This window comes from Halomonas sp. ATBC28 (genome assembly GCF_005937175.1).
In the GTDB taxonomy this organism is placed as follows: Bacteria; Pseudomonadota; Gammaproteobacteria; order Pseudomonadales; family Halomonadaceae; genus Vreelandella; species Vreelandella titanicae.
This window is the reverse complement of sequence record NZ_VCQL01000001.1, coordinates 318,019-338,012: the sequence shown is the minus strand read 5'-3', so window position 1 is coordinate 338,012 and position 19,994 is coordinate 318,019. Positions and strand designations below refer to the sequence as shown.

Genomic DNA, 19,994 nt, shown 5'->3' with positions numbered 1-19,994 from the left:
GCTGAAGGAAAACTAAGCACTAACGTTTAAACCCGTGGATACAGCCTAAACTCTATTCACGCCACTAATATCCAGATATTCCTTGCAAGCACTCAACGACCATAACAACTGTCAGTCGTGATAAACCACGCTGCGGCCTCCGTCGATGGTCAGGCAACTGGCGTTGATAAAGGGGGCTTCATCTGAAGCCAGGAAGACCACCGTCATGGCGACTTCCTCGGGTTGCCCTAACCGCCCTGGTGGCAGCAAGGCTTCGATGCGTGCCTTAGCCGCGACGGGGTCATCGAAGGTCTGCCAATGCGCCTCTACCGCCGAGGTGGCAATATAGCCCGGCGCGATGGCATTGACCCGCACGCCCCGCGGTGCGTATTCAATGCCGAGCGATCGGGTTAAGCCAATCAAGCCGTGCTTGGCTACCGAGTAGGGAAAACAACCGGGAATAATCGAGAAGCTGTGGGTGGAGGCGATGTTGATAATGGCGCCGTCGCCCTGCGCCAACATGTCCGGCAACACCGCCCGGCTACAGAACCAGGCACCTTCCAGATCGACCGCTAGGCAAAGTTGCCAGGCGTCATCCGGCATGGCGAGTGGATCATGGAAGACATTCATTCCGGCGTTATTAACCAAGGTGGTCAAGGGCCCGTTAATCTCCCGCGCCTTCGCCACGGCGGCGTCCACCGTTGCGCGATCAGCAATATCTGCCACCAACGCCTGAGCATTGTGTCCTTCGCTGCGCAGTTGCGCTGCCAGCCTCTCGACGTTATCACCGTCTCTATCCAGCAAGGCGACCGTGGCACCCTCGCGGACGCAGGCCTCGGCAATGGCGCGGCCGATGCCGGTGGCAGCACCGGTTACCAGAATATGCTTGTCGGTCAACCTAGCGGTCATTGCGCGTCCTCTTTTTTAAGCTCTTCGTCACTCTGCGTGGAGCTATCTCTGCCAGGCTGATAATTGCCCCCGAGGGAGGTAGCTTTAGCTCGCGACCCTTTTGGCGCTACCTCAGGATCTTCGAATGACCATCAATGCGAGTGCCGCGGCACATCAGAACCCCGACAGCCCACCAGGAAGTCAAAGTCGCAGCCTTCGTCCGCCTGGAGCACCCGCTCGATATACAGCTGGCGGTAGCCGCCCTGGCTGGCAATCAGCGTTGAGGCGGCAGTGGGGTCACTTTCGGCCAGGCGCGAGGCCAGTTCTTCATCGCTGAGTTCCAGATGCAGCCGGCCGCTTGCGCAGTCGAGCTCGATCCAGTCACCGTTGCGTACCGCGGCCAGCGGGCCGCCGGCGGCGGCTTCGGGCGCTACGTGCAGTACCACAGTGCCGTAGGCGGTACCGCTCATGCGGGCATCCGAAATACGCACCATATCGGTGATGCCTTGGGCGAGGATCTTGGGCGGCAGGCCCATATTGCCCACCTCCGCCATGCCGTGATAACCACGCGGGCCGCAGTGCTTCATGACCAGAATGTCATTGGCTTCCACGTCCAAGTCCGGGTCGTTAATGCGCGCTTTATAATCGTCGAAGTCCTCGAACACTACCGCACGACCGCGGTGCTGCATGAGTTCGGCCGTGGCTGCCGAGGGCTTGAGCACCGCGCCGTTGGGGGCCAGGTTGCCGCGCACCACGCAGATGCCGCCGTCCGCGGTGAGCGGATTATCCAGCGGGCGAATCACTTCGTCGTTGTACAGCGGGGCGTCTTGAACGTTTTCCCACAGGGTTTTGCCGTTGACGGTCAAGGCGTCCTTGAAGGGCAGCCGGTCGGCCTCACCCAGACGCCTGAGCACCGCGGGCAGGCCACCGGCGTAGTAGAACTCTTCCATCAGAAAACGCCCTGAGGGTTGTAGATCGACCACCGTGGGCGTGCCGCGGCCTACACGGCTCCAGTCGTCCAGGGTCAAATCCACACCAATCCGCCCAGCAATGGCCTTGAGATGAATCACTGCGTTGGTGGAGCCGCCGATGGCGGCGTTGGTACGGATGGCGTTATCGAAGGCTTCCTTGGTGAGGATTTTGGAGAGCCGCAGGTCTTCGTTGACCATCTCGACAATCCGGTTACCCGAAAGGTGCGCCAGCACGTAGCGGCGGGAGTCCACCGCCGGAATCGCTGCATTGTGGGGTAGCGAGGTGCCCAGCGACTCGGCCATGCAGGCCATGGTGGAGGCGGTGCCCATGGTGTTGCAGGTACCCGCCGAGCGGGACATGCCCGCTTCGGCGGCCATAAAGTCGTGGAGTGATATTTCACCGGCTTTGACCTGCTCGGAGAGCTTCCACACAACGGTGCCGGAACCAATGTCCTTGCCCTTGTGCTTGCCGTTGAGCATTGGTCCGCCGGTGACCACGATGGTGGGAATATCGCAGCTCGCCGCACCCATCAGTAGCGCCGGGGTAGTTTTGTCGCAGCCCACCAGTAGCACCACCGCATCGATGGGGTTGCCGCGAATCGCTTCCTCCACGTCCATGCTGGCCAGGTTGCGGGTAAACATCGCGGTGGGGCGCAGGTTGGATTCGCCGTTGGAGAACACCGGGAACTCCACCGGGTAGCCCCCCGCCTCCAGCACGCCCTGCTTCACGTGCTCCGCCAACTTACGAAAGTGCGCATTGCAAGGAGTGAGCTCCGACCAGGTGTTGCAGATACCGATGATCGGTTTGCCCTGAAACTCATGGTCGGGAATGCCCTGGTTTTTCATCCAACTGCGGTACATAAAGCCGTTTTTATCGGCGGTGCCGAACCAATGGGCAGAGCGTAATGGGCGCTGACGATCAGACATAACAAAGCCTCCGTACAAACCGGAAAAAAGTGACCAACTAATAAAGGGGTAACGGTTTAAGCGTCAGGCCCGCTGACGACGGGTCTGTTTCCAGCGGTCAAACATCACCGCCAGCAGCAGAATCGCGCCACGCACAAGGTACTGGTAAAAGGTGGGGACGTTGAGCAGCCCCATGGCGTTCTGGACGCAGCCCATAATCAGCACACCGACCACCACACCGGTAATGGTGGCAACGCCACCGGATAGCGCCACACCGCCCAGCACACAGGCGGAAATCACCGCCAGTTCCAAGCCCATAGAGGTATTGGGGTCGCCTAGCCCCATGCGTGAAGCTAGCAGTACACCGACGACACCCGCCACTACGCCCTGGAGGCCGAAAACAATAATCTTGAGGCGGCGAACATTAACCCCGGCAAGCGCGGCGGCTTCCGAGTTCCCCCCGGTGGCCAGCACATTGCGCCCGAAAGCGGTCATGTTGAGCACCACACCAAAGATCACGAAACAGGCCAGCATGGTCCAGACCGGCAGGGTTAGGCCGAGGAACGAGGCACTGCCCAGGTCAAAGAAACCCGGCACGGTGATCATTACCGCGTCGCCGCCAGAGGTGATATAGGCCAGCCCGCGTACAAACTCCATTGCCGCCAGGGTGGCAATCAGCGAGTTAATACCGAACTTGGCAATTACCAGGCCGTTAAAAGCGCCCACCGCGCCCCCAGCGACAATGCCCCCGATCACGCCGATAAACACGCTACCGGTACTGGAGGTCACCACCGCTGCGACCACCCCCGCAAAGGCCACCGTAGAGGCCACGGAGAGATCCACCTCACCCAGTGCCAGCACCAGCATCATGGTGGTGGCCAAACTGCCGATCAGGGTGATCGAGAGTAGTAGCCCGACCATGTTGCGGCCGGTCAGAAAGTCAGGGATGAGTACCGCCAGGGCCACAAACAGCAGCAAGAAAATCGCAATCAGCCCTGAGGTATCCAGCAGCGTGCGCAGTGGCTTGATCAGCCCCTGCCGGCCCGCCGGGCGGGCGGGCGCAGTCTCGCCTTGGGTTGCATTGTTAGTTGTCATGGTTGTTGTCCTGAGCTTGTTCTCTTAAGAACGAATATCTTGGAAACCTTAAAAAAAAGCTGGCACTTAGGCGGGTAGCGCCAAGCCCAGCAGGCGTTCCGGCGTAGCCGATTCCCGCGGCACTATGTCCACCAGTTCACCGTCGCGCATCACCGCGATGCGGTCACAGATGGAGCTGACTTCTGCCAGGTCACTGGAAATCACCACCACGCTTTTGCCCTGTTCGGCCAAATCGTAAAGTAGCGAGTAAATATCCCGCCGTGCGCCGACATCGATGCCTCGGGTTGGCTCGTCCATCACAAACAGATCAATCTCCTCGGCAAGCCAGCGGGCCAGAATCACCTTCTGTTGGTTGCCGCCGGAAAGTTTGCCGATCGGCGTACGTGGTCCCGGTGTCTTGACACTGAGTTGCTGGATATACGACTCGGCATTGCGCCGCTCACGGCCGGGGTGGCGGAACATGCCCCAGCGTTTGAAAAAGCGCCGACAGCTAATATTGAGGTTGTCGGCCACGCTGGCCACCGGGAAAATACCCTGGGATTTACGATCCTCTGGACACATGGCAATACCGGCGCGTATCGCCTCGCCAGGGCTTTTAAAACGTCTCGATTCACCGTTGAACTGTACGCTGCCGGCCTTGGGCGATTCGACTCCGCAGATCAACCTCAGCAGTTCGCTACGCCCCGCGCCCACCAGACCAAACAGCCCGAAGACTTCCCCGCGTTTGACGGAGAAACTCACCGGCGCCTTGAGGCCGCGCCCGTGGATTCCTTCCACGTTCAAGACCACATCGCCCTGTGTGCGCGGGCGGTAGCCGTAAACATCGTCGATATCCCGGCCGACCATTTCACTCACCAACAGGTCGTGATTGAGCGCCGACATATCCTCATGGGTGCGGATATGCTGGCCATCACGAAAGATGGTGACCGCATCGCACATCTCAAACACCTCCTCCATGCGATGAGTCACGTAGAGCACCACCCGCCCCTCATCACGCAGTCGTTGGACGATACGTTTTAGTTGGCGAATCTCCTGAATAGAGAGGCTGCTGGTGGGCTCATCGAACGCGATAACCTTGGCGTCTCGCAGCAGCGCACGGCCAATTTCGATCATCTGCTGCTGGCCGATAGAGAGCTCGCGCACCTTGGTCGAGGGGTGGATCTCCCCCTCGCCAAGATCAGCCAGTATCGCCAACGCTTTTTCCTTCAACCGGCGACGGTCAACAAACCCCTGCCGCGTGGGCAGTTGACCCAGCAGCAGGTTTTCGGCTACCGACATATTGGGTGAGAGCGTCAACTCCTGGTAAATAATCGCAATGCCTTCCCGCAGCGCCTCTCGGGCATTGTTGAATACGTAGCGCTGACCATCGATCCACAGTGCCCCTTCGGCTGCCCGGTTAACGCCACTGAGCACCTTGAGCAGGGTGGATTTACCCGCGCCGTTCTCACCCATTAGCGCATGCACTTGACCGGCGTGGGCGGCAAAGCTCACCCCATCCAGCGCGCGCACGCCGGGGAAAACGACACTAATCGCGTCGAACCGTAGATAAGCATCAGACATGCTTCAATACTCCCGCAGAGACTTACCGTTACAGACCAAGCGCGGCGCGCACTTCCTGCCAGTTTTCCCGCGTCATTAGCGTGCCGGAGGTTTCGGTATTGGCCGGTGGTTCTTGATCCTCGCTAATCCAGCGGTAGAGATCTTCAGCAGTCTGACGGCCGTGCATGGTGGAGCTCACCGCTACCGTACCGTGAAAGCCGGTGGGGTTATCCCGGGAGAATTCCGCAAAGGCGGCGCCGGAGCCATTGATACCCACGCCGATCACATCTTCAGGCGCTAAGCCATACTGCTCGGTAGCCCTAACACCACCAAGCACGCTCTCTTCGTTAAGGGCATAGATCACCCAGTGCTCATAATCGCCGCGCTGGGAAAGCACCGGAGAGGCGGCAGAGAAAGCCCCACTGGTGTCGGTGCTCTGCTGAGGCGCGTCGAAAATATTATCTTCTGGGAATCCCGCGGCTATCAGCGCCTCGGTGGCGCCGTCGGTACGCTCAACGGCGGTCGGTAGTTCATTGTTGGTGATCCGCAGCGCGGCTACCTCTTCGGGGTTCCAGCCGCGCGCTTCCATTTCGGCATTAATGGCTTCGCCCACCTGACGCCCAATTTTGGTGCCCGACATACCCAGGTGCGGCACGCCCTCCATGGGCTCACCGCTTGAGTTAACAAACTGGTCATCCACAGTGACTACTTTCATGCCGTACTGGTTAGCACGGTTCATAATCGCTGGCCCCAAGCGTACGTCTGGCGGGCAGATTACGAACCCTTCAGCGCCTTGGGAGTAGAGGTTATCAATAGCGCTAAGCACCTCTTGGCCATCTTCGCCGCCAAGGCGTACCACTTCGAAGCCGAGCTCTTCGCCTACTTCAGTAGCCGCCTCCTGTTCGTTAATGAACCACGCCTGCTCCGGCTTTTTAACGATAAAGCCAATCTTCACCTCGTCTTCCTGGGCCTGTACTGACCCTAGTGAGGCCAGCATAATTGCGCTACCAAGTGCTAAACGGGTAAATGTTGTCGTCAATTTCATTGTTGTACTCCTGCTATTTTTAGCGTTGTTTTTATTGATATTTTTGGTTACTAACCACGGACGGTTGGTAATAGTAATGATGAATCGAGATTACGAGCCCAGGTCTTGCTGCGCGGAAAAGCGATAGACCGTGCGTGAGCGATAAGTCTCGCCCGGCTCTAGGATCGTGCTGGGAAACGCCTCTTGATTGGGAGAGTCAGGGTAATGCTGAGTTTCCAGCGCAAAGCCGGAGCGGTGCCCGTAGGCCTGGCCCTGCTTGCCGGTCAGGTCGCCGTTAAGGAAGTTGCCGGAATAGAATTGGATCGCGGGTTCGGTGGTGGTGATTTCCACCAGGCGTCCGCTTCTGGGTTCCCATACTTTGGCAGCCAAGACCAGCTCATCTGATGCAGCGTTATCGCGGGCAAGTACAAAGTTGTGGTCATAACCGCCACCAAAGGCAAGCTGCTCGTTCTCTTGCTCGATCCGTTCACCGATAGGCGTCGCCTGGGTAAAGTCGAACGGCGTGCCCTCCACCGAGCGGATCTCACCGGTTGGAATCAAGGTGTCATTGACCGGGGTAAACTCAGGGGCATTGATCATCAACTGATGATCGAGAATGGTGTCGCTACCCTCACCCTTTAGGTTGAAGTAGCTGTGCTGGGTTAGGTTAATCGGGGTGGCTTTATTGGTTACCGCCCGATAATCCACCATCAGCTCGTCATTATCGGTTAGCGTATAGGTAACTTCGCTCTCCAACTTACCGGGGTAGCCCTCTTCGCCATCCTCGCTGGTATAGCGCAGTACCAATCCATTGCCTGCGTCACTCTCGAATGGTTCGGCTTGCCATAGCACTTTATCGAATCCCTGGTCGCCGCCATGCAGGTGGTTACTGCCATCGTTGGTAGCCAATGAATAGGTTTCTCCATCGAGGGAGAATTGCCCACCCGCAATACGGTTGCCGTAACGACCAATAATGGCGCCGAAGTAAGGATTGGCCTGACGGTACTCATCGGAGAGGTAGGCTTCCAAAGAGTCAAAGCCCAGCGCTATATCGTCAAACTTACCGTCCATATCAGGGGTTTTCAGTGACAGAATGATGCCACCGTAATTGGTCACCCGCAGCTCGATACCATTGGCGTTGGTAAGTTGATAGACATCCACCTGGCGACCATCGGGTAGATGACCAAACACCGACGTTTGGATACCACTGCCGACGCTGCTGCTCGCGTTGGCTTCAGAACTGCTCTGGGCTTGTGCAGTGTTTGCCAACAGCACCGCGGCAATTGCACCGAGCAGAAGAGGTGAACCATTTCTTAATCGTTGGCTGTACATGAGAGGCATGAGCTTCCTCCTGGAGGCATACTTTGTTGCTAAATTATTGTTGTTAGGCTTGGTCTGAAAACTGACTGCGCTCGCCGACTTTTCAGACAAAGCCTAGGCCGGTGCTGTTAACTCAGTGAGTTACCACAGTTCATCATCACCGATACAGACACTACAGTAGCCATGTCTGGCATAACCAACCAATATACAAATGCCTCACTATCGATATACTTCTAAGTATCAATAACAACACGAGGCTTATGCCATGGGCATTCTCGGCGAAAACTGGTTTTTAGACGTGCGACTAAAGTTGCGTCATTTTCAGCTATTTTTAGCCCTGGACGAGCAGCGCAACCTGCACCGCGCGGCGGCTCAGCTCAATATGAGCCAGCCCGCCGCCTCAAAACTGCTCAGCGACCTGGAAGCCAACCTGGGTATTCGGCTGTTCGATCGCCACCCCCGTGGGCTAACGCCTAACTGGTATGGCGAAATTATGATTCGCCACGCCCACAGCATGCTCTCAGCGCTACGCCACACCGGTGAGGAGCTAAACGCTCTCGGCGAGGGCAGTGCCGGCACGGTAGCCGTCGGCACGGTAATGGCGCCAGCGGTTACGCTGCTCACCAGCGCCATCGAGCGGGTGCACCGCGACCGGCCAGGGCTAAAAATCAGCGTAGATGTGGATGTCAGCAAAGTGCTGGTACCACGCCTACTGGAAGGCGAACTGGATTTCGCGATTACCCGCATACCCGCAGGCGTCGATGCCGAGCGCTTTGTCTTCGAGGAGATTGGCGAGGAGGAACTCTGCTTTGTGTGCCGCCAAGGGCATCCATTAGCCGATAAACAAACGCTGAGCCTTGCTGATATGGCGTGCTTCCCTTGGTCGCTGCAGCCCGCTGGCGCGTTGATGCGCCAGCGGGTGGATAGCCTATTTCTGCACCATCAGGTCGCGCCGCCCCGCCAGATCGTCGATACCGCTGACCTGCTGCTGTCGCTGGCCCTCGTCGACAAATCCGATACCATCACGGTGACTACACGGGAAGCCGCTGACCTGCTCTGCCCACCGCAGCGTTTTCACCTACTGCCATTTAGCGAGGCGCTAAGCGTTCAGCCCTATGGGCTGGTGAGCTTACGCCACCAGCGACTCTCCCCCGGTGCCGCCGCATTAATGAGCACTCTGCGGGAAGTGATTGCTCAGTCCAGTTAATGCGAGTGCCGCGGCACGTCAGACCCGCGGCAACCCACCAGGAAGTCAAAGTCGCAGCCTTCGTCAGCTTGGAGTACTCGCTCGATGTACAACTGACGGTAGCCGCCCTGGCTGGCGATCAGCGTTGAGGCGGCGGTGGGGTCGCTCTCAGCCAGTCGCGAAGCCAGCTCTTCATCGCTGATTTCCAAATGCAGTCGGCCGCTTTCGCAGTCAAGTTCAATCCAGTCACCGTTACGCACCGCGGCCAGTGGGCCACCGGCGGCGGCTTCCGGGGCAACGTGCAGCACCACGGTGCCGTAGGCAGTGCCGCTCATGCGGGCATCAGAAATGCGCACCATATCGGTGATGCCCTGGGCGAGGATCTTGGGCGGCAAGCCCATATTGCCCACTTCCGCCATACCGTGATAGCCGCGTGGACCGCAGTGCTTCATCACCAGAATATCGTTGGCTTCCACGTCCAGGTTAGGGTCATTGATGCGCGCCTTGTAGTCGTCGAAGTCTTCAAACACCACCGCACGGCCGCGGTGCTGCATCAGTTCCGCCGTGGCTGCTGAGGGCTTGAGCACCGCGCCGTTGGGCGCCAGGTTACCGCGCACCACGCATATGCCGCCATCCGTGGTGAGCGGATTATCCAGCGGCCGGATCACTTCGTCGTTATACAGCGGGGCGTCTTGGACGTTTTCCCAGAGGGTTTTGCCGTTGACGGTTAAGGCATCCTTGAACGGCAGCCGGTCGGCCTCGCCCAGGCGCCTGAGCACTGCAGGTAGCCCACCGGCGTAGTAGAACTCTTCCATCAGAAACCGCCCCGAAGGCTGCAAATCCACCACCGTGGGGGTACCGCGCCCTACCCGACTCCAGTCGTCCAGAGTCAGATCGACACCGATGCGCCCGGCAATCGCCTTGAGGTGAATCACCGCGTTGGTGGAGCCGCCGATAGCGGCGTTGGTGCGGATGGCGTTATCGAAGGCTTGCTTGGTGAGTATTTTAGATAGCCGCAGATCTTCGTTGACCATCTCGACAATCCGGTTACCCGAAAGGTGCGCCAGCACGTAGCGGCGGGAGTCCACCGCCGGAATCGCTGCATTGTGCGGCAGCGAGGTGCCCAGCGACTCGGCCATGCAGGCCATGGTGGAGGCGGTGCCCATGGTGTTGCAGGTACCGGCGGAGCGGGACATGCCGGCTTCCGCGGCCATGAAATCGTGCATCGATATCTCACCGGCTTTGACCTGCTCGGAGAGCTGCCAGACCACGGTGCCGGAACCAATGTCCTTGCCCTTGTGCTTGCCGTTGAGCATCGGCCCGCCGGTGACCACGATGGTGGGAATATCGCAGCTCGCCGCACCCATCAGTAGCGCCGGGGTAGTTTTGTCGCAGCCCACCAGCAGCACCACCGCATCGATGGGGTTGCCGCGAATCGCTTCCTCCACGTCCATGCTGGCCAGGTTGCGGGTAAACATCGCGGTGGGGCGCAGGTTGGATTCGCCGTTGGAGAACACCGGGAACTCCACCGGGTAGCCCCCCGCCTCCAGCACGCCCTGCTTCACGTGCTCCGCCAACTTACGAAAGTGCGCATTGCAAGGAGTGAGCTCCGACCAGGTGTTGCAGATACCGATGATCGGTTTGCCCTGAAACTCATGGTCGGGAATGCCCTGGTTTTTCATCCAACTGCGGTACATAAAACCGTTCTTATCAGCCGTGCCAAACCATTCAGCACTGCGCAGCGGACGTTGACGTTGGCCCATGAGGTTAACTCCTTGTTTTAGTTCGGTGACGGCTGACGACCTGAGAGTTGGCGTCGAGAGTGGGTGCCGAATGCGCAAGACACTAAACTACCCCGTCAATCTAGTCGACCATACAAAAGTATATGTTGAACAATTGCCCTTAATGTTCAACATTACCCTCCCACGTGGGTCATTGGCCCGTTGCATTACAGCGTTAACCACCACGCTCTCCACAACAAAAAACTTGAGGAATAGTGCTATGCTCAAATCGAAATACAGCTCGCTACTCACTGGTTCCGTGCTACTGCTGGGCCTCTCTGCGGCCCAGGCAGCCGAGTACGAATGGAAATTTCAGGCGTCAGAAACCTCGGGCGAACCCAGCTTTAAGATCAAACAAGAGTGGGCCGAGCGCATTACGGCAATGACTGATGGCCGTGTTGAAATCGAGGTAATGCCGATTAATTCCGTGGTTGGCCCTACTGAGACATTGACCGCCGTTAGCTCAGGGATTCTGCAGGGTCATATGACCGACCCAAGCTACTTCTCTGGCCAGGATCCGGCTTTTGGTATGCTCGGCAATCTTGTTGGTGCTTGGCAGAACCCCTACGATTTCCTGGAGTACATGAAATACGGCGGCGGTGAAGAGCTTTACAACGAACTGGTCGAACCCTATGGCGCCCATTTGATCAGCGCAGCGACCTTTCCGTTGGAGTCGGTACCCTCCACGGTGCCCATCGAATCCATCGCCGACTTTGAAGGGTTAAAAATCCGTGCCCCTCAAGGCATGGTATACAACATCTTCGAGCGCATTGGCGCCACGCCCGTCAACCTGCCGGGCTCTGAGGTGTATACCGGCCTGGAAAAAGGCGTGATCGACGCCGCGGACTCCACGGTGCTCTCGAATAACGACGCCATGGGTCTGCACGCTTTCGCCCCCTACCCGCTCTACCCTGGCTTTCACTCCATGCCCATGATCGCTGTGTCGATCAATAAAGACATCTGGGATGGCTTGCCCGAGGAGCTACAGACGACCCTCAATACCGCCTTTGATGGCATGGCCTACGACCTGATTGCCCGCCTCAAGGAGCAGGATATTGAGACCCTGCAGCGGCTTCAGGATGACCCAGACGTTCACCCCTTCAACTTGCCCGAAGAAGAGCGTCAGAAATTCCGCACCGCGGCTGAGCAGGAGTGGCAAGAGTGGGCGGGTGAAAATGAGATGACTCAGAAGATTTATGACTCGGCGACCGCCTTTTTGCGCTCGCGCAATCTGCTCTAACTCTGTGCTCTCAACTCTCTGCTCACAACCGGCCTCATTAATCTAACCAACGCAGCGCTCGGGCAAACACCCCGAGCGCTGCGCGTAGAGTCGCGCCATGTCCCAAAAAACGCCTGACAATCAAACTCCTTCGCCGAATACCCAGGATCTCCCCGAGATCCTCGAAACGGTGGAGGAGGTGTCTCCCGAACGTAATGCTTTAGACCGCTTAATTGCACGGGGCGGCCGTGCCGTTTCCTGGCTCGTGCTGGTCGCGATGGGCATCAGCGTCGTCGAAGTCTTTATGCGCTACGGTTTCAACAACCCCACCTCCTGGGTACACGAAACCGTCGTGTTTCTGATCGCCGTTATCTTTGTACTGGGCGGCCCAGCGGCCATGGCGCGCAATAGCCATATCCGCGTCAAGGTGCTTTACGACAGCGCCGGGCCCAGGTTGAAATGCTGGATGGATCGTTTCAACGACCTGCTCACTCTGATTTTCTGCCTGACGATGAGCTATGCCGCCTTTCATATGTTCTGGGGAGCTTCGCATAACCCGCTCGGTGAGTGGTCGCTGGAGCGCTCCGGCACCTCTTGGAATCCGCCCTTTCCCGCTATGGTCAAGGGCATGATTCTGTTTGCTCTGGTGTTGATGACGCTACAGGCCTGCCTGCATCTGTGGGAATCGATTAAAGCGAAACCCGCTGCCAACATCGAGGAGGCGCGCTGATGGATATTTCAACCGCAACGATCCTCATGGTCGGGGCCATTTTCGCGCTACTGGTCACCGGTCTGCCGCTGGCGTTTATCACCGGCTTGGTAGCGATGGCGTTCACCTTCGGCTGGTTCGGCGAGGCGGCGCTGCCCCTGGTCACCAGCCGCGTTTATGGGTTTATCACCGAGTATTCGCTGGTGGCGGTGCCCATGTTCGTGTTGATGGCATCACTGCTGGATCGCTCCGGAATCGCCAAAGACCTGTTCAACGCCATGCGCGTCTTCGCCGGTCGCCTGCCAGGTGGCGTGGCGGTGCAGACCATCGTGGTAGCGTTCTTCCTGGCCGCTCTTTCGGGCATTATCGGTGGTGAGATCGTGCTGCTTGGGATTCTGGCGCTGCCCCAAATGCTCCGCCTGGGCTACGACAAACACCTCTCTATTGGGGTGGTGTGTGCCGGGGGCGCCCTGGGCACCATGATGCCGCCCTCAATCGTGCTGATTATCTACGGTCTGATCGCCAGCGTATCGATTGCCGACCTGTTCGCCGCAGCCGTGACGCCAGCGGTGATTTTGATGGGTTGCTACATTGCCTATGTGCTGGTGCGCTGCCTGAGAAATCCCGCACTGGGCCCGCCGTTAGATAGAGATACCCAGGATAACCCTTTCGCCACTAAGCTGGACGCGGTCAAGGCCATTCTGTTACCAGGGCTGATCGCTTTTTTAGTGCTGGGCACTATCTACGGTGGTATCGCCTCGGTCACCGAAGCCGCGGCCATGGGTGTTTTCGGTGTACTGCTCGCCACTATTGTTCGCGGCGAATTCACCCCGGGTATGCTGCACCATAGCCTTGGGCAGACCATGAATACCTGCGGCATGATCATCTGGATCGGCATCGGCGCCGCCGCCCTGGTGGGCGTCTATAATTTAATGGGAGGCAACCGTTTTGTTTCGAGCTTGATCCTGGGACTCGATGTAGCGCCCATTGTGATCATTCTGGTGATGATGGCGATTATGCTCGTGCTGGGGCTATTCCTAGACTGGATCGGGATCGCCATGCTGGCTCTGCCGATCTTTCTACCCATCGTTATTCAGCTCGGTTTCGATCCGATCTGGTTCGGCATTCTATTCGCCGTGAATATGCAGGTATCGTTCCTGTCGCCACCCTTTGGGCCCGCCGCCTTCTACCTTAAAAGCGTGGCACCGCCGGATATCAGCCTCAAGGATATTTACCTGTCCGTACTACCCTTTATGGCCATTCAGCTGTGCGTACTCGCGGCGCTATTGATGTGGCCGCAACTGGCCATTTGGCCACTATGATGACCGCTACACTATTGACTGACTCTGCATAAGGAGACCGCCATGCGACTGATTCAGTGTGACCACCAGGGCCAGGTTCGCGCCGCCCTGGTCGAAAGCGAAGAGCAGGTCAGACTGCTCGACTGCGACACCTACACCCTGGCCAATCGGGCCATTGCCGCCGGCAAGCCACTTAGCGACATGCTGACGGAAGCATTGACCGACACACGCCTGGATTATCAAGCGCTGGTCGACACTAAACAGTTGCTACCCCCGCTGACCCATACCGACCCGGCCCACTGCCTGGTCACCGGCACCGGCCTTACCCACCTGGGCAGTGCCGATACCCGCTCGGCAATGCATGCCAAAGCCCAGGCCGCGGAGGAGGATATGACCGACTCCATGCGCATGTTCAAGCTGGGCGTGGAGGGCGGCAAACCCGATGCAGGCCAGGTAGGTGCACAGCCGGAGTGGTTCTACAAGGGCGATGGCCAGTGCGTGGTGGCGCCAGAAGCGGAGATTCCATCCCCCGCCTTCGCCGAAGATGCAGGCGAGGAGCCTGAGTTGGCGGGCCTCTATGTGATTGGTGATGACGGCCAGCCCTGGCGGGTCGGCTACGCCCTCGGCAACGAATTTTCTGATCACGTGACCGAGCGCTTCAACTACTTGTGGTTAGCTCACTCCAAGCTACGCGCCTGCAGCTTTGGTCCCGAACTGTTGATCGGCGAACTGCCTGCTCATCTGGAAGGCACCAGCGCTATTCATCGCAGTGGTGAAACAGTGTGGGAGAAGCCCTTTCTCACCGGCGAGGCCAACATGGCCCATAGCCTGGCCAACCTGGAGTATCACCACTTTAAATACCCGGGCTTCCGCCGCCCCGGCGATGTGCATGTGCACTTTTTCGGTACCGCGACACTGAGCTTCGCCGACGGCATCAAGGTGCGCGAGGGCGATCGCTTTGAGATCAAAATCAATGAGTTTGGTCGCGCCCTGCGCAACCCTCTACGGGTGGAAGCAGACGCACCGCCCATCAGCGTAAAGTCGCTTTAACGTACTCTAACCACCCCAGCAGGAGGAAGTATGACTCTGGAAGGTAAACTACTGATCGGTCAGCAGGCCATTAGCGGCCAACAGGCTGACATTCATGCGGTAAATCCCGCCACCGGCGAAACGCTGGCGCCCGCCTACCCCGGCGGCAGCAAGACCGAGGTCGAACAGGCCTGCGCATTAGCCGAGGCGGCTTTCGATAGCTATCGCGAGACCTCCTTAGAGGCGCGGGCCAGCTTTCTTGAAGCCATTGCCGCAGAGATCGAAGGGATCGGCGATGAGCTGATCGAGCGTGCCATGGCCGAAACCGGCCTGCCCCGCCCGCGTTTAGAGGGCGAACGTGGTCGTACCTGCGGCCAGTTGCGGCTGTTCGCCTCGGTAGTGCGCGCAGGTGAATGGTTGGATGTACGTATCGATCCAGCCATGCCCGATCGTGAGCCGCTGCCCCGCGCCGACCTGCGTCAGCGCCATATCGGCCTGGGCCCGGTGGCGGTGTTTGGCGCCAGCAACTTCCCGCTCGCCTTTAGCGTTGCCGGTGGCGATACCGCCTCTGCGCTGGCCGCCGGCTGCCCGGTAGTGGTCAAGGGCCACTCTGCCCATCCCGGCACTTCTGAGCTGGTAGGCCGCGCCATTCAACGCGCCGTTGCTAAGTGCGAACTCCCTGAGGGCGTCTTCTCGCTGCTGTTTGGCTCGGGCCGCGAAATCGGTCAGGCGCTGGTTGCTGACCCACGCATTCAGGCGGTGGGCTTCACCGGTTCACGCAGCGGCGGTACGGCCCTAATGGCCACTGCCCAGGCGCGGCCGCAGCCGATCCCGGTCTACGCTGAGATGAGCTCCATTAACCCGGTGTTTCTTCTTCCGGAAGCCCTCAAGGCACGCGGTAAAGCGATTGCGGAGGGATTTGTCGGTTCACTCAACATGGGTGCCGGGCAGTTCTGCACCAACCCGGGGCTAGTCATTGCGGTTCAGGGCCCTGAACTGGACGCCTTTGTTGCGGCGGCCGGTGAAGCAGTTAAGGGCAGTGCTGCCCAGACCATGCTGACGCCGGGTATCCATGATGCCTACCAACAGGGCGTAGGCCGACTCGCCAGCCACGCCAAGGTGACCGAGGTGGCACGCGGCCAGGCAGGTGAGACAGCTCACCCCTGCCAGGCCGGGCTGTTCGTTACCCAAGCCGAGGCGTTTCTGAGTGACCCCGCGTTACAGGAAGAGGTGTTCGGTTCGACTTCATTGGTGATCGCCTGTGCTGACACCCAGGAAGTGGCCCGCGTTGCGGCTCAGTTGGAAGGCCAGCTCACCATTACGCTGCAGATGGATGACGGTGACTTGGCGACTGCCAAGCAACTGCTGCCGACGCTGGAGCGCAAGGCCGGGCGTATCCTGGCCAACGGCTGGCCGACGGGTGTAGAAGTGTGCCACGCCATGGTTCATGGCGGCCCTTATCCTGCCACCTCGGATTCACGCACGACCTCAGTAGGTAGCGCTGCGATTTTCCGCTTCCTGCGCCCAGTGTGCTATCAGGCACTGCCGGAAGGGCTACTGCCCGACGCTATTCGTGATGGCAATCCGGCAGGAGTATCGCGCCTGGTCGATGGCAAGCGTGAATAACGTAATAAAGCCAGCGATGGCGTCACGATAGTCTTATAAAACAGGCTTACGAACTAGCGCAGCGAGGCCATATTTGCCTCGCTGCGCTTATTTCATAGTAACTGACAGACTAGGGCCTGTTGACGTTTCACTCGCGGCCGCGCTGGAGCCCGTTTTTATTCGCGGCAAGGCAGGAGGAGAGACGTTTGGTGGTTCCAAATGAACGACGACTAACGCCGCCGCGGATAAAAACGGGCCCAGCCCTTCGGGTTGCCCCACAAAGCGCGCCATACGGCGTTGCAAAACCTGAAAAGGGAACCACCCTTCCCAGCGTTTTGCGCCTTGTCTGACGCGCTTTGTGGGGCAACGCGGTTCGCGATGAAACGTCAACAGACCCTAATATACACTTCCTGATTTATGCTGCTGATAGCGATAAGCTTTGATCAAAAGCGGTGAGCACCATAGTAGAATCACCGCAATGCCAAGCCCCGCACTGATTGGTCTTGCAAAGAAGCTCGTTAAGTCACCACCAGTGCGCAACATTGCGCTCATGAAATTATTTTCAACAACGGAACCCAACACTAACCCAAGAATGGCTGGCGCCATTGGAAAGTCATTCACAGCCAATACATAAGCCACTAGCCCTACAATAAGCATTAACCAAATATCCACAACGCTATTATTGATAGCGAAAGCCCCTACAATGCAAAAGCATAATATTATGGGCATCAGTACCCGGCTGGGTGTTAGGATGAAAAACTTTGAAAGTCGGATAGCCATATAGCCAATAGGTAGCATCATCAAGTTAGCTAAAATAAACACCATAAACAGCGCATAGATCAACCCACTCCCATCCATAAAAATAGTGGGCCCAGGATTCATCCCTTTCATGTATAAAACGCCAAGGACGATGGCCGTAATAGAGTCACCAGGAATCCCAAAGACTAAAGCGGGTACCCATGCACCACTGATGCCGGAATTATTAGCGGAGCTTGCATCCATGATGCCTTCTATATTACCGGTGCCATATTTGGCACTCTCTTTTGACCTACCCTTTCCCACACCATACGAGATCCAGGCCGCAATATCTGCACCCGCGCCCGGCAGTGCACCAATCAACGTGCCGATTGAGCTACCACGTATCATGTTACGCCAGTAACGTTTAATATGCCCAGGTACATTGTGGAAGACACTATCGTTATCGACGATACTGATTGTTTTCTTCTCAGATTTTGAAGCGTAATAGCTCATCAGTTCATTTAGAGCAAACATACCAATCATAACGGGTATAAAGTTAATACCGGCCATAAGGTCGGGCACTCCAAATGTAAAACGTGGAGCACCACTCATCATATCAAGCCCGACGGTTGAAAGCAGAATGCCAAAAAGAAGTGAGAGGAATGCTTTTGTTCTAGAACCAACTGAAATAAAAATTGAACAGCTTAACCCGAGCACCGCAAGCCAAAAGTACTCAAATGCACTGAACTGCAGCGCTACCTCAGCAAGGGATTGAGCCACAACAATTAAAACGATGGTGCCAAAAATACCGCCAAAAACAGAACATACTAAATTAATACCTAAGGCCTCTCTTGCCCTGCCTTTTTTCGCTAATGCGTAGGACTCCCCTACATAAGCAGCCGATGCAGGCGTGCCCGGTATATTTAGATAGGTGCCCGGGATATCACCCGCAAAGATCGCCATCGCCGATGTCGTTACAATGGCAGCAATAGCCGGGATGGTATCCATGTAGAAAGTCAACGGTACTAATAGTGCTACTGCCATTGTCGCAGTAAGGCCGGGGACTGCACCTACAAATATACCAAACAGTGACGCCGCTAAAATAACCAGCAAGGTTTCAAAATTTAAAACCAGCCCAACCCCATTCATTAAGATATCCATGGCAGGCTACCCCCTAATAGAAGACCTTGCGGCAATGGAACGAGCAAGTAGCGCGAGAAGATAAAATAAATAGCTGACGACACTGCTAGAGACGTTGCCAATGCTATGTAGGGTGATGTTTTTCTTAATAACATCAGCAAAAACATAATGATCATTATCGTCAACATTGCACCAAGGTAGTCGCTTGCCAGGATATAAAAGACAATAGATATTGGTGGCAACAACATTGCCCAATTCTTTTTCTCAGGCAGTGAGCCAGCTAGGGATGGATTACCGTGTGCTTCTTGCGCGACAGCTTTTTTTCTAAGCCATAATGCATTCAAGGCAAGTACAGCCCCGCCGAGGCAAAATCCCCCCCCTATGAGGGAGGGGAAAAGCGAAGGCCCATACTGCAGGCTTGGTAGAGTAGGAAACTGCTGGGCAGTAATGATCGTAACAATCCCAGCAATAACGAACGCTATTCCGGCGAAAAAATCCCGCATTGTCATTCCTCAGTTAGCTAAGCCAACTTGTTCAACAATTTCACCGAATACGCTATCCATATCTTCCATGAGTTGGCCAAACTCTTCCGCGTTACGCCACTCGGTACCAAACCCTTGCTGACTCATAAACCCTTGATAAGTATCACTGTTGTAAGCAGCCTCTAGTGCTGATTCAAGTGTTGCTACTACTTCTGGATCCATGCCTTTAGGCCCTGCAATTCCACGCCACTCGCCCACTTGATAGCTACTACCGATTAACTCATTAGTAGTGGGAACATCAGGGAAGCTGGGTATACGCTCTGGAGACATTACCGCAAAGCTCTTAACGCGACCGGCCTCGATCATTGAGCGGGCTTCAGGCACCGAGCTTGGTACGATATCAATCCCCCCAGACACCAGCTCAGTCATCGCTGGTGCTGCTCCTTCACTAGGAATCCAAATCACTTGGTCGGCGGGAATACCTTGATCCATCAAAAAGCCAGCAAAGGCTAAATGCCACACACCGCCTTGGCCAGTACCCGAAGCAGTAAACGTGCCTTTAGGTTCAGAGCGTATCGCTTCAAGGAGCTCTTCAAGGCTTTCATAAGGGGAGTCAGCTGCTACCTGTATGCCTGGAAAGTCGTAGTTGATTTGAGCAATAGGCGTAAAATCTTCATACGTAAGGTTCGTTAAACCCAACCAATGCATCATGTTAACTTCGCCAGTAGCCAAGCCAATCGTATAACCATCCGGCTCGGCATTAATCATGGCGGTATGACCAACAACGCCACTGCCCCCTGTTCGGTTGACAACATTGACGTTCTGCCCCAGCTCTTCTTCCAGAGCACGGGCGATAGTTCGCGCCGTCGCATCAGTGCCACCACCAGCAGCCCAAGGCACAATCAACGTAAGGGGGCGTTCGGGGTAATCCGCAAGGGCAGAGCCAGACGCTGTCATAACAGCTGCGGCTATACTTGAAGCAAAAATAGTTTTAAGGGAATGGTTTGTAATTATCATATTCATTTTCCTTTAGTAATGTATTGCTTACAATTAATTATCATTTTTGGAACTGCATGCTTTAT

General features: G+C 56.9%; 16 protein-coding genes. 6 read left to right on the top strand and 10 right to left on the bottom strand.

Annotated elements, in window-relative coordinates; translation table 11 throughout:
• Positions 1-111: 111 nt before the first annotated feature.
• From E0L35_RS01480 to E0L35_RS01455, 6 genes are all read right to left on the bottom strand, one after another.
• Positions 112-888, bottom strand: a complete 777-nt coding sequence (locus E0L35_RS01480; protein WP_022521936.1) for an SDR family oxidoreductase — start codon at positions 886-888, stop codon at positions 112-114.
• A 131-nt stretch (positions 889-1,019) separates the two neighbouring features.
• The gene (locus tag E0L35_RS01475) at positions 1,020-2,765 is read right to left on the bottom strand and encodes an IlvD/Edd family dehydratase (RefSeq protein ID WP_138799395.1); all 1,746 of its coding nucleotides are present in this window, start codon (positions 2,763-2,765) and stop codon (positions 1,020-1,022) included.
• Positions 2,766-2,828: 63 nt separating this feature from the next.
• Positions 2,829-3,839 carry an L-arabinose ABC transporter permease AraH gene (gene araH / locus E0L35_RS01470; protein ID WP_009287512.1) on the bottom strand — a complete coding sequence of 337 codons (1,011 nt, stop codon included), beginning with the start codon at positions 3,837-3,839 and terminating at the stop codon, positions 2,829-2,831.
• A 66-nt stretch (positions 3,840-3,905) separates the two neighbouring features.
• Positions 3,906-5,399 carry an L-arabinose ABC transporter ATP-binding protein AraG gene (gene araG / locus E0L35_RS01465; protein ID WP_138799394.1) on the bottom strand — a complete coding sequence of 498 codons (1,494 nt, stop codon included), beginning with the start codon at positions 5,397-5,399 and terminating at the stop codon, positions 3,906-3,908.
• A gap of 28 nt (positions 5,400-5,427) precedes the next feature.
• Positions 5,428-6,423 (bottom strand): arabinose ABC transporter substrate-binding protein, encoded by a 996-nt coding sequence (locus tag E0L35_RS01460; RefSeq protein ID WP_022521932.1) that lies wholly within the window; start codon positions 6,421-6,423, stop codon positions 5,428-5,430.
• 90 nt (positions 6,424-6,513) lie between these two features.
• On the bottom strand, positions 6,514-7,743 hold the full coding sequence (locus E0L35_RS01455; protein WP_138799393.1) for an aldose epimerase family protein: 1,230 nt from the start codon (positions 7,741-7,743) through the stop codon (positions 6,514-6,516).
• Between the two features lie 244 nt (positions 7,744-7,987).
• Between E0L35_RS01455 and E0L35_RS01450 the strand changes: the two genes are divergently transcribed.
• A complete protein-coding gene (locus E0L35_RS01450; RefSeq protein ID WP_138799392.1) occupies positions 7,988-8,929 on the top strand; it encodes a LysR substrate-binding domain-containing protein in 942 nt (313 codons plus the stop codon).
• Here E0L35_RS01450 and E0L35_RS01445 read toward each other — a convergent pair.
• Positions 8,926-10,671 (bottom strand): IlvD/Edd family dehydratase, encoded by a 1,746-nt coding sequence (locus tag E0L35_RS01445; protein WP_138799391.1) that lies wholly within the window; start codon positions 10,669-10,671, stop codon positions 8,926-8,928. The genes E0L35_RS01450 and E0L35_RS01445 overlap by 4 nt on opposite strands.
• Before the next feature lie 238 nt (positions 10,672-10,909).
• Here E0L35_RS01445 and E0L35_RS01440 point away from each other — a divergent pair, with 238 nt between their 5' ends.
• From E0L35_RS01440 to E0L35_RS01420, 5 genes are all read left to right on the top strand, one after another.
• Entirely contained in the window at positions 10,910-11,929 is a 1,020-nt protein-coding gene (locus E0L35_RS01440; protein WP_022521929.1) for a TRAP transporter substrate-binding protein, read from the top strand.
• 97 nt (positions 11,930-12,026) lie between these two features.
• Entirely contained in the window at positions 12,027-12,638 is a 612-nt protein-coding gene (locus tag E0L35_RS01435) for a TRAP transporter small permease subunit (protein WP_009287508.1), read from the top strand.
• On the top strand, positions 12,638-13,939 hold the full coding sequence (locus E0L35_RS01430; protein ID WP_009287507.1) for a TRAP transporter large permease subunit: 1,302 nt from the start codon (positions 12,638-12,640) through the stop codon (positions 13,937-13,939). Before E0L35_RS01435 ends, E0L35_RS01430 begins: the two co-directional genes overlap by 1 nt.
• 42 nt (positions 13,940-13,981) lie before the next feature.
• Positions 13,982-14,968 (top strand): AraD1 family protein, encoded by a 987-nt coding sequence (gene araD1 / locus E0L35_RS01425; RefSeq protein ID WP_138799390.1) that lies wholly within the window; start codon positions 13,982-13,984, stop codon positions 14,966-14,968.
• A gap of 30 nt (positions 14,969-14,998) precedes the next feature.
• A complete protein-coding gene (locus E0L35_RS01420) occupies positions 14,999-16,573 on the top strand; it encodes an aldehyde dehydrogenase (NADP(+)) (protein ID WP_138799389.1) in 1,575 nt (524 codons plus the stop codon).
• A gap of 375 nt (positions 16,574-16,948) precedes the next feature.
• On the opposite strand, the gene E0L35_RS01410 is transcribed toward E0L35_RS01420, so the two are convergent.
• From E0L35_RS01410 to E0L35_RS01400, 3 genes are read right to left on the bottom strand one after another with little or no spacing between them, the layout of a single operon-like run.
• A complete protein-coding gene (locus E0L35_RS01410) occupies positions 16,949-18,451 on the bottom strand; it encodes a tripartite tricarboxylate transporter permease (RefSeq protein ID WP_138799388.1) in 1,503 nt (500 codons plus the stop codon).
• On the bottom strand, positions 18,439-18,933 hold the full coding sequence (locus E0L35_RS01405) for a tripartite tricarboxylate transporter TctB family protein (protein WP_022521926.1): 495 nt from the start codon (positions 18,931-18,933) through the stop codon (positions 18,439-18,441). Before E0L35_RS01405 ends, E0L35_RS01410 begins: the two co-directional genes overlap by 13 nt.
• Before the next feature lie 9 nt (positions 18,934-18,942).
• On the bottom strand, positions 18,943-19,869 hold the full coding sequence (locus tag E0L35_RS01400; RefSeq protein ID WP_238326084.1) for a tripartite tricarboxylate transporter substrate binding protein: 927 nt from the start codon (positions 19,867-19,869) through the stop codon (positions 18,943-18,945).
• Between the last annotated feature and the right edge of the window lie 125 nt (positions 19,870-19,994).

What these genes read in the sequence shown, in the direction of transcription:
- E0L35_RS01460 (WP_022521932.1), bottom strand. Translation starts at nt 6,423, where the DNA reads ATGAAATTGACGACAACATTTACCCGTTTAGCACTTGGTAGCGCAATT.
- araG (WP_138799394.1), bottom strand. Translation starts at nt 5,399, where the DNA reads ATGTCTGATGCTTATCTACGGTTCGACGCGATTAGTGTCGTTTTCCCC.
- E0L35_RS01455 (WP_138799393.1), bottom strand. Translation starts at nt 7,743, where the DNA reads ATGCCTCTCATGTACAGCCAACGATTAAGAAATGGTTCACCTCTTCTG.
- E0L35_RS01480 (WP_022521936.1), bottom strand. Translation starts at nt 888, where the DNA reads ATGACCGCTAGGTTGACCGACAAGCATATTCTGGTAACCGGTGCTGCC.
- E0L35_RS01400 (WP_238326084.1), bottom strand. Translation starts at nt 19,869, where the DNA reads ATGACAGCGTCTGGCTCTGCCCTTGCGGATTACCCCGAACGCCCCCTT.
- araH (WP_009287512.1), bottom strand. Translation starts at nt 3,839, where the DNA reads ATGACAACTAACAATGCAACCCAAGGCGAGACTGCGCCCGCCCGCCCG.
- E0L35_RS01445 (WP_138799391.1), bottom strand. Translation starts at nt 10,671, where the DNA reads ATGGGCCAACGTCAACGTCCGCTGCGCAGTGCTGAATGGTTTGGCACG.
- E0L35_RS01440 (WP_022521929.1), top strand. Translation starts at nt 10,910, where the DNA reads ATGCTCAAATCGAAATACAGCTCGCTACTCACTGGTTCCGTGCTACTG.
- E0L35_RS01475 (WP_138799395.1), bottom strand. Translation starts at nt 2,765, where the DNA reads ATGTCTGATCGTCAGCGCCCATTACGCTCTGCCCATTGGTTCGGCACC.
- E0L35_RS01410 (WP_138799388.1), bottom strand. Translation starts at nt 18,451, where the DNA reads ATGGATATCTTAATGAATGGGGTTGGGCTGGTTTTAAATTTTGAAACC.
- araD1 (WP_138799390.1), top strand. Translation starts at nt 13,982, where the DNA reads ATGCGACTGATTCAGTGTGACCACCAGGGCCAGGTTCGCGCCGCCCTG.
- E0L35_RS01450 (WP_138799392.1), top strand. Translation starts at nt 7,988, where the DNA reads ATGGGCATTCTCGGCGAAAACTGGTTTTTAGACGTGCGACTAAAGTTG.
- E0L35_RS01420 (WP_138799389.1), top strand. Translation starts at nt 14,999, where the DNA reads ATGACTCTGGAAGGTAAACTACTGATCGGTCAGCAGGCCATTAGCGGC.
- E0L35_RS01435 (WP_009287508.1), top strand. Translation starts at nt 12,027, where the DNA reads ATGTCCCAAAAAACGCCTGACAATCAAACTCCTTCGCCGAATACCCAG.
- E0L35_RS01430 (WP_009287507.1), top strand. Translation starts at nt 12,638, where the DNA reads ATGGATATTTCAACCGCAACGATCCTCATGGTCGGGGCCATTTTCGCG.
- E0L35_RS01405 (WP_022521926.1), bottom strand. Translation starts at nt 18,933, where the DNA reads ATGCGGGATTTTTTCGCCGGAATAGCGTTCGTTATTGCTGGGATTGTT.